We start from the raw sequence: 9,589 nt of genomic DNA, 5'->3' as shown, positions 1-9,589 counted from the left end.
GCAGGCATGTTTTTCATATTCACTGCGGCGACGGCGATCGACATACTCCATGTTGAATGCACACGACTGGCTCCTTTTAGCAGGCAGCAGATCGAAGCAATTCCGCGACTGACGCTTCATGGCCCGGCCGCTGCGCTCCGTGGAGGACTGTAGCCGACGCCCCTCTCGTTGGCTACGGGGCAGGCCCCTCTCGGGAAAATAACAAATCGGTAATCGACGTGACACTGTTCGGCAAACGAGGTGATGGAGAATAGAAGCGGCCTTGAACCCTACAGGCGGCACAAACATTGCCATGACCCAGTCTGGATCGATTTTGGTTTACTACGATGGCTCACCCGAGGCCAAGTGTGCACTTGAGCGCACCGGCAAACTGGCTTCGTCCTGCGGCAAAAGAGTTCACGTGCTCGTAGTCATCGACACCGTCTCGGCAATCGCATCGAGTGCGGGAATGCTGAGTGGCGCCGCATACAGCGTCATGGTGGGAGCGACATCCGTCATTCTCGACGAAGCGGTGCTTCACCTCACCGCCCAAGGGACGGTCCCGCGCGGCCATGCTTCCCAAGGCGGCGTCGTCGACGCCATTACCCGCCACGCCGCGCTTGTTGACGCGGACATGATCGTCGTCGGTTATCGCAGACTGCGCGGGCTCGCGAAATGGTTGAGTTCACATCCGACGCTCGACCAACTTGTCGAGCGCTCGGCCGGGCGCACGGTCGTGGCCGTGCCCGTGGCGTGACGTCAAACGCGTAATAGTCTCCTCTCGTCGAGCATGACAGCCCGCCCCGGAGATAGCTGCGCAATCGCGAAAGGCGCGTCCCGTGAGCCGATGTTGGGACGTTGCGCGCCTGCCGCCCTCGCAGGATCCGCCGCATCCACGTACGGAACGCTTTGACGTGATCGCACGAAGATAACGATTCTCCTGGTTCAATTTGACGCTCGCATGAATACCATCGATTCACACCAGATTCCGGTTGTCCCGCATCGTCCGCTGGCGGGTAACGACCACCGGACGCTCTTTCTCGCCGCGCTCGGCGGTGCGCTCGAGTTCTATGATTTCGTCATCTATGTATTCTTTGCGGCCGTAATCGGGCAACTGTTCTTCCCGCAGTCAATTCCGGACTGGCTGCGCCAAGTACAAACTTTCGGCATTTTTGCCGCAGGCTACATCATGCGTCCACTCGGTGGCATCATCATGGCGCATTTTGGCGACCTGATCGGCCGCAAGCGCATGTTTACGCTGAGCGTGCTGCTGATGTCGTTGCCGACGCTGCTGATTGGACTTTTGCCGACTTACGAGAGTCTCGGCGTAGCCGCGCCAGTGCTCTTGCTGCTGTGCCGCGTGCTGCAGGGTGCGGCAGTCGGCGGCGAAGTGCCGGGCGCGTGGGTATTCGTCTCGGAGCATGTGCCGCAGCGTCACATCGGATACGCGTGCGGAATGCTCACCGGCGGGCTGACGCTGGGCATTCTGCTCGGGTCATTGTTCGCTTCGGCGCTCAGCCGCCACTATTCGCATGCTGAGATCGTTGCCTACGCGTGGCGGTTTCCGTTCCTCATCGGCGGCCTTTTCGGTCTTCTTTCTGCCTTCCTGCGCCGCTGGCTGCACGAGACGCCCGTATTCATCGAAATGCAGCGGCGCAAGTCGCTGGCCGCGGAAGTGCCGCTCAAGACGGTGCTGCGCGATCACGGCGGTGCTGTAGTCGTGTCTATGGTGCTCACCTGGACGCTGACCGCAGCGATCGTCGTCGTGATCCTAATGACGCCAACTCTGTTGCAAAAGCGCTTTCATATCGATGCAGCAACCGCGCTGCAGGCGAACGTCGTTGCGACTCTCGCCCAGACTATTGGCTGCGTCGTTGCTGGTCTGATTGCAGGGCGCTTCGGCGCAGCCCGTACGATCTTTGTGGGCTGCCTGCTCCTTGGCTCGTCGTACTTTCTGATGTGCAAGCAGATCATGGTCGATCGCTCGTCGCTTATGCCCCTCTATGCGATGGCCGGTTTCTTTGTCGGTGCGGTGGCGGCCATTCCGGTCGCGATGATCAAAGCTTTCCCGCCCATCGTGCGCTTCTCGGGAATCTCCCTCTCGTATAACGTCGCGTACGCAGTGTTCGGCGGGCTGACGCCGGTGGCCGTGTCGCTGATGTCGGCGTCAAACCCGGCCGCGCCCGAACTCTATGTGTCGGTGCTGTGCATCGTCGGCGCACTCGTGGGATATGCGTTGCGCGAAGCCCGCTAAAGGCGGAGCGTTCGGCGTGAGGCGCGTATCCCCATCGCGACATCAACGCGTATTCCGAGGCCGCGAGCAACGGTCGCTATCGAATTCGCGAGCATCGCCCCGTACGCACCGATCCACTTCTCCATCCTTTCCAGCAGGTGATCGAAGATGAGTTCAGTAGCCAGAGAAGCCTCTTTCCTTGCCCGGCATTCCACGCTAAGTGCATTCGTCGCAGCCGCGATCGTGGCCGGCGCGGCCGGCTTCGGATTCGTGTATTCGGGCGTGTACGACGTGTCGGCCATATCCGGACACAACCCGCTCGTCGCGTGGCTGCTGCACAAGACTTACATGCAGTCGTTGCACCGCCACGCGGCCGATATCGAGGTGCCGCCCGACCTGATGACTACCGCCAACGTGGAGGCCGGCGCGCGTCTCTATGCGAACACCTGTGCGGCGTGTCACGGCGCGCCCGGAAAAACGCTGAGCCCGATCGGTCAGGGCATACTGCCGTTCGCGCCGGAACTGCTCGCACCAACACGCCGCAACAATCCCAAGATGATGTACTGGGTAATCAAGAACGGCGTGAAAATGACCGCGATGCCCGCGTTCGGCAAGACGCAAGACGACCAGACGATCTGGGACTTAACGGCGTTCCTCTACAAAGGACGCGGCATTTCCGCTCAAGATTTCGAAAAGCAGAGCGCAGCCAAACCAAACACCCGGCGGTAGGCTATGCCAGTTGAGCGGGCGGGAAAGGGCCACTTGGCGGGGGACATGCCTTTCGCGCATCGGGGTCTTCAGGTGCTGGGCGGGATGCACTTATAGGCTTCCCCCTGAACCTGAGCGGCCGCATCCTTCGCGAACGCGCTCTCCGCCCCGTCGTTGCTACCGACTTTGCTGATTGCGTCCTAAGTCACAAGGGTTGGCAGAGGAAAAGCAGTGGATAAGCCACGCGGTTACAGCTCGCTACTACAAGCGGCTGTTGTGGCTGGCCTACCGGTCATTCGAAAAAGCGGCGTGACCGTCTTTTCAGGGCCGGTCGCGGCCGGAAGTCACTGCGTAGCTCCGGTAACCTGTGAGCCTGATCGGTCGACCTCAACATTCATTAAGGCGCGGACATGCGCCATCGTGCCAGTGGCCAGGGCCTCCAGGCTATAACCCCCTTCCAGAATCGAAACGATGCGCCCCTCGCACGTCGCATCGGCAATACGCATCAACTCTCTGGTAATCCAACGAAAATCGCTGTCCTCGAGGTTCAGGCTTGCGAGCGGGTCCAGTCGATGCGCGTCGAAGCCTGCCGAAATAACGATGAGTTGGGGGCTGAACTGGCGTACCGCCGGCAACATGTCGGACTCGATCCGTGCACGGAAGAGTGCCGAATCACACCCACGGGGCAACGGGACATTGACAATGTTGTGGTTCACGCCGGTCTCGGATGCGGCGCCCGTACCGGGATACAAAGGCCACTGGTGGCTGGAGGCGTAAAACAGCTCCGGGCGGTTGAAAAATGCTGCCTGGGTGCCGTTGCCGTGATGGACGTCGAAGTCGACGACCGCGACGCGCTCCAGCTTGTGTACTTCATGAGCGTAAGCCGCAGCGATTGCAGCCTGATTGAAAATGCAAAAACCCATTGCCCTCGCTGGCTCGGCGTGATGACCACACGGACGCGTGGCGCAAAACGCGTTGCGCGCCTGCGCGTTCATCACTGCATCGACGCCGGCACAAGCCGCGCCGACGCAGCGCATCACGGCTTCCCAGGAGCCTGGCGACATCACTGTGTCGCCCGCATCGAGCGGCACATAACCCTGCTGCGGGGCGGTCTCCGTGACCTCATCGACGAAGGCCTGGTCGTGGATCAATTGCACCTGATCGAGTGTGCCCATCGGCGCATCGCGCCATTCCAGCGCCGCAAATTCCGGCGACTGCAACGCACGCAACACGACCTTCAGACGTTCCGGCGATTCCGGATGGTCAGGGCCCGGGCGATGATCCAGACACGCAGCATGGGAAAAAATAATAGTAGTCGTCATTTACATTGATACGCGGCGCAGACCGCGTCGTCTCCTTATTGCCGGTGAACTCGCAGCGCTGCCAGAGTGCATAACGCGGTAGTGGCGCGCCTCATCACCCCGCCCCAAACTTCTGACTGCAAGAAGCAAGCATAGGGCCGCACGTACTTTCACGATAATCAGACATTGCTTGCAACATCATAGACGTTCGCTTATGGATCACCCCGCGCGCGCCCGAGCGCAATCGGTTTTTCCACGCCGCGACCTACTCTGGAGCCGTGGACGGGCTCCGCGATCGTCGGCCTGCACCGATTTCCGCACTCGACCCTCTCCGGCCGTTGTAGCTAACGCGACGTGCACGGCCGCTCTCCGCGGCCCTGCGCGCCCTGACCAGACCGGCTTAACGCGGCGTGGGCTGCTCAAGGAAGTTTTGCACGGCATTGAACAGTTGTAGCCGGTTTTTCTCCATTATGACCGTGTGCGTCCCTTCGCCGATCAGATCGTATTGCTTCCACGGCGCACCGGTCAGCAGCGGAAACAACGCCTGCGACATGTAAGGCGGCGTGTCCTGATCCCACTGCGCCTGGACCATGAGCGTCGGCGCGGTGATCTTGCCCGGGTCGTAGGTCGCCTTACCGGACATGTAGTAGCCGCGAATGTCCTGCGTCACGCCGTTGGGCGCATGCAGGGCCGGCGGGCTGGCGGATGCAGCATTCGGATCCGTCGCCCACGTCGCCTGCTGCCACTTGTCGAACCAGCCCGGCGGAATCAGGTCGGCGCGCTTGTCCTCCGGCACGCCCTTGTACCAGCGCTCCTTCGCCATCTGCGCAGTGACCATGCGATAGGCGCCGAGCTTGGCAGCTTCGCCCGTTGGCGGAGCATCATGTGAGAGCCAGACAGGTGCGTAAAGCACCAGGCGATTCACCTTCTCCGGCTGCGCGGCCGCGAAACCGCCGGCAATCGTTGTGCCCCACGACCATCCCATGACATCCAGCTTGCTCAGGTGTTGGCGTGCCAGCACCCAATCTACGACGGCGGCATAGTCCTGCACCGCTTGCGCAGTTGTTTCCACGGGCTGCCCGGCGTCAGCCGGCTGGTCCATGGACGCTGGACGCGTCGAATGCCCGTAGCCGGGAAGATCGAGCAGGTAGACATCGAAGCCGCGTCTCGCCATGAAATCCATCCACGACATGCCGTTCAGTTCGAGATCGAATGCGGTGCTGGCAGGATAGGTAGCGCCGTGGACGAACACAAGCGTGTGAGCGGCGTCAAAATGCGTTTGATTGGCCGGACGTTTGTTGCGGACATAGATCTTGATGCCCGGCTGTGGCGATGCCACCATCGCTTCTTCGGTGACGAGCTTGACGGGCGCCGCGGCGCAGGCGGCTGTCGTCCCAGTCATGCCAGAAACAAATGTAAGGATAACTGATGATGCAAGGCATTGCGAAAATTTCATTTACGTCTCCGTAAGCCGTTTTGCCGGCGGTCTTTTAGGATAGATGCCTCACTGTATCAAGTCTTGCGACGGGATGTAAGTGCATGCTGAAAACCAGGCAGAGGTCGCCCCGCCAAGAATGAAACACAGAGGCGGTCTCGAAGACCCGCACGACGGTACGGACGGCTAGTTCTCCGACAAGATTGACGCAGTGATGGGCGCCTTTGAACGCGCGCGTTCGCTGCCGCGCAAACGGCAGCCGCTCACGGTCCGCCTGCTGCGCGAGCGCCCCGTTGATGCCGATCACTTGACGGATCAAGTCTGTACCTGAATGCCCGGTACCTGGGCGTAACCGACGTTCAAATGTCCGCGCGAAAGCGCGGCCCAACGGCCGTAGATGGTCGGGTGCAGACTCATGCAATGAGCATACGCGGCCTGAACCTCGCAAGGCTGCGATCGGCAGCACGCGGACCCACAAGAGACGTTCGGCCTGGCGTGACCTTGACGGCGGCTCCCCAGGGTACAACGGCCGTTCGCGCATCAATGTAGATCGGCGGGCGCTCTGCCTTACGCGTCGGGACTAGGGGCAGTGGCGTCGGCAACGGCCGCTGGCTTTGAGCCGATGAGTTGCCGCTCGGTCGTTGAATACCGGATGATTCGTAAAAAACCGGGTTTCATCGAATTTTCATCATTTGCTTTGAAACTCGAGAGTGCCGAGTTCGCTCGTCTGGAGTTCGGGGTGGCGCGTCAGTACTGTGGGCAGCTTGGGAAGCAGGACAACTGTCAGGTTGCCGTGAGCCTGTCGATCGCGACACAGCGCGGCAGCCTGCCGATTGCCTGGCAGCTGTTGCTGGTTCAACGCAATCTGGGGCTTGGTCTCGAAGGCCAGATCCTCGGGAACGCCCGCACGACGGGCACGTTCCCGATCGTCAATCCATTCCCTGGGGACATACCCATCGTATCCATCGGGCTCGGGACAGGGTGTCCGTGATAGGTCATGCCAGCAGCCGCGGCGCTATGCGCGTCGCCTCCGCCACTCCCGCCATTGCCATTACCACCACCCTGCGCAAACACTGCGTTCGTCACACAGATTCCAGCAACGGTCGCGCAGACCAGAGCGACTTTCAGCGAGTGCTTCATGATACGTCTCCTGCAAGTTCGACGCGCTTGGGTCGCGTCGAGCGCAGATGTGCCGCTAGCGACGGACCGTTTGCGCAGCGGCGGTGCGCAAGCGGACGATTGACGATGGCCTCGAATCTGACGAGTGAGCTGCGGCTTCTACATAGAAGAACGACGCGGGGAGTTTTGAAGACTCAGCGTGAGGGCATATTCGAAGAGTGAAGTCATCGCAGGCCCCGCGTCATGAAAAAACGCGGCGCGATTTTCATCGCGCCGCGTCTGGACTGCTCCGAAACCACGGATTCCCGGCTTCAGAACCTCAGAACGGCCACCATCCTTTGCCGCCGTTCTGGCCTTGCGGGTTGCTGGCGATGCTGCCGTTGCCATTGCCGCCTTGATCGCCGTGATTGCCGTTACCGCTCACGCCCTGGTCGAAGTGGAACGCGCCGAATAGATCGCCGATCGCGGGTCCGTTGACCGGCACATACGGGTTCGAGCCTGTCTGTTGCGGATTCGGCAGATTGTCGCGGCTGCGGCCCGTGATCGGGGCGAGCTGCCAGTTGCGCTCGATGAACTTCACGATGGACGCGTGATCGTCGTACTCGTGCGCGACGCGTCCGCCTTGAGAGTAAGGCGAGACCACGATCAGCGGAATACGCGGACCGTCGCCGAAGAAGTCGACCGGCTGGATATAACCCGAATCGTAGTAGCCACCGCCTTCATCGTTGGTGATGAGGATCGCGGTCGATGCCCACAGTTTCGGATTGCTCTGAACCGAATCGATGATCTTGTGCACGAATCCTTCGTATAGGTCATATTTCGACGAGCCGGGGTGACCATCGAGGCGTCCGCCCGGCTTCACGAAGGAGACCGCTGGCAGCGTGTCGTTTGCGATGTCGGCGTAGAGATCCGTCGAGTCCTGCAGGTGCGCCTTCACGGTCGCCGGGTTCGTCATGATCGACGTCTCGTAGAGGAACGGATTGCAGATGTTGCAATAGACGCTCTGAGACGGGTTGGTGACGAATGTGTTCCAGTCTTCGCCGTAGTACTTCCACGAGATCTTCTTGGCGAGCAGCGAGTCTGCAATTGTGCGAACCGGCGAAGGCGGGATCGTAAACGGGCTCGTATTGACCGTGCCGTTGCCGTTATAGCCCGGGTTGTAGTTGTTTAGCAGGTAGTACGCACCTGCCGCACAGTTCGCGGCCGGATGGTTGGGCAGCGACCCCAGGTAGTTGCGAATCGGACCGACACCCGGTTGTGACGGGTCCGAGCAATTACTGTAAGAGCCGCCGGAGTAGCCGTCCTGCGCATACCAGTTGTTCGTGCCCGGCATCGGACGCGGGTCTTCGATCTGGTTCTTCGGGGGCGTGGACATATTGCCGTTGCCGTCCGTGTAGTAAAGCGCGTCGGCCGTGCCGACCATGATGCTGTTCGCCCCCGTGCCGCCCATCACCGGCTGGTGATAGTTGTCGCTAATCGTGTATTTCCGCGCAAGCTGCGTGAAGTAGGGCATATCGCCGGTGCTCGTGTTGTAGAAGCCGAGTGCCGTCGAGCCTTCGCCCGTTGTCTGAGGGGTAAAGCCAGCCGGCCGGGGGTTGCCGTTGGACCCCGCTCCGATCGACGTCTCGACCCACGCGAAGAGATCCATCTTGCATCCGCTCGGATTGCTGGCCGTGGCATTGGCGAGACTGCAATCCGATTGCTGCCAGTTCTGATAAAAGCGATGCACTGGGCTCGCGGTGTACTGATCGTAATTCGGCCCGACACGCGAGATCTGATAGGGACCGCTCGGCAGGTTGTACGTATTCGAGCCAAAGCGCGTGTCGACTGCGCCTTTCGGAAGACCCGTCGCACCCGTTGTCAGATGAACGAGATCTTGCGGCTCGAGCGCGCTGCCCTCGGCGGCCTGTGCTTCAGCAAGCGTCGTAAAGGGCGCGCTCGTATCGCTGGTGGCGCTCGGCGCGGAACCGGTGTTCGGCGCGGGCAGCACGGGGTAAGGCGTTTTCGATGTGGGACTCATCAGGAAGGTGGTCGGATCCGTCGCTTGCGCCGTGTTTTGCTGCGCAAGCGAGAAGTTCGGGCCCGGGCTGCCGTCTGCATTGATGATGCCCTTCGAGAGCAGATTCTCGATCGTTTGTCCGTGACCCGGCTGGTAGCCGCCAAAGACCTGGTCGAAAGTGCGGTTCTCGCCGACGATTACGATCACGTGCTTGATCGGCGTGACGGTGTCTAGAGAGGGATCCGCGTTCGTTGGCGGATGCGGCTGCGTTTGCGCGAGGGCTGGGAATATCGAGCAGGCTACCGTCAGTGCGACTGCGGTGCCGATAAGACCGGCCCGCCGCACGAATTTTTGTGCGGCTTCTTGTTTTCGCTTCATTCACTACTCCGTTGGGTTGGCCGCGGGGACCTTGTTATAGGAGATTCGTTGAGGTGCGGAAGATAAAGGGCGCGCATGACGGAAGCGAGAACGTCAGGTTTCAATGTCCCGACGCGCAGATAACAAGCGTGGGCCAGGCTTCTTGCTGATTGTTTACGTTGCTTCGCGCATGCAACTGGCGAGACGCATCTTCGTTTTTGTGTACCGATCGTCGCAGCCCCGCCGTATGGGGCTCGCGCCGCGAATACGATCAAAGACTCGCCCGACCGCAAGGGCAAAGGTGAATACCGGGCCGATGCTTCAGCCGGCTTTTCACTGCACTGTAAAAAAACGTAAAATTCGTAAGTCCCAGTAAATCCAGGCCGTGTGTCGCGGTCGCGAAGCAGAAAACGCGGCCGGTCGCGGGGGGGGGGGGGCGCCCCCCCCCCCCCCCCCCC

At 60.8% G+C, this 9,589-nt stretch carries 6 protein-coding genes and 1 pseudogene; 4 read left to right on the top strand and 3 right to left on the bottom strand.

Features of this window, described 5'->3' with window-relative positions; all coding sequences use genetic code 11:
- The first annotated feature begins 262 nt into the window (after nt 1–262).
- The 3 genes from PQR02_RS38535 (at nt 263) to PQR02_RS38525 (ending at nt 2,941) form a co-directional block, all read left to right on the top strand.
- Nucleotides 263–736, top strand: a complete 474-nt coding sequence (locus tag PQR02_RS38535) for a universal stress protein (RefSeq protein WP_408243078.1) — start codon at nt 263–265, stop codon at nt 734–736.
- Nucleotides 737–940: 204 nt separating this feature from the next.
- Nucleotides 941–2,233 carry an MFS transporter gene (locus tag PQR02_RS38530; protein WP_408243077.1) on the top strand — a complete coding sequence of 431 codons (1,293 nt, stop codon included), beginning with the start codon at nt 941–943 and terminating at the stop codon, nt 2,231–2,233.
- A gap of 147 nt (nt 2,234–2,380) precedes the next feature.
- Complete coding sequence (locus tag PQR02_RS38525) at nt 2,381–2,941, top strand: c-type cytochrome (RefSeq protein WP_408243076.1); 561 nt, start codon at nt 2,381–2,383, stop codon at nt 2,939–2,941.
- Nucleotides 2,942–3,264: 323 nt separating this feature from the next.
- Here the strand turns inward: PQR02_RS38525 and PQR02_RS38520 are convergent, their stop codons facing one another.
- Both PQR02_RS38520 and PQR02_RS38515 read right to left on the bottom strand, forming a co-directional pair.
- Nucleotides 3,265–4,242 (bottom strand): histone deacetylase family protein, encoded by a 978-nt coding sequence (locus tag PQR02_RS38520; protein WP_408243075.1) that lies wholly within the window; start codon nt 4,240–4,242, stop codon nt 3,265–3,267.
- A 379-nt stretch (nt 4,243–4,621) separates the two neighbouring features.
- Nucleotides 4,622–5,623, bottom strand: coding sequence for an alpha/beta hydrolase (locus PQR02_RS38515; RefSeq protein WP_408243074.1), 1,002 nt, complete (start codon nt 5,621–5,623; stop codon nt 4,622–4,624).
- Nucleotides 5,624–6,392: 769 nt separating this feature from the next.
- Here PQR02_RS38515 and PQR02_RS38510 point away from each other — a divergent pair.
- Nucleotides 6,393–6,509, top strand: a pseudogene (locus PQR02_RS38510) (transposase); the annotation flags it as partial.
- A gap of 585 nt (nt 6,510–7,094) precedes the next feature.
- On the opposite strand, the gene PQR02_RS38505 reads toward PQR02_RS38510, so the two are convergent.
- A complete protein-coding gene (locus tag PQR02_RS38505; protein ID WP_408243073.1) occupies nt 7,095–9,152 on the bottom strand; it encodes an alkaline phosphatase family protein in 2,058 nt (685 codons plus the stop codon).
- Nucleotides 9,153–9,589: the final 437 nt, after the last annotated feature.

The organism is Paraburkholderia sediminicola, assembly GCF_046026895.1.
GTDB lineage: Bacteria > Pseudomonadota > Gammaproteobacteria > Burkholderiales > Burkholderiaceae > Paraburkholderia > Paraburkholderia sediminicola_C.
The sequence above is the reverse complement of the archived record's forward strand: the minus strand, read 5'-3'. Positions and strand labels throughout refer to the sequence as shown.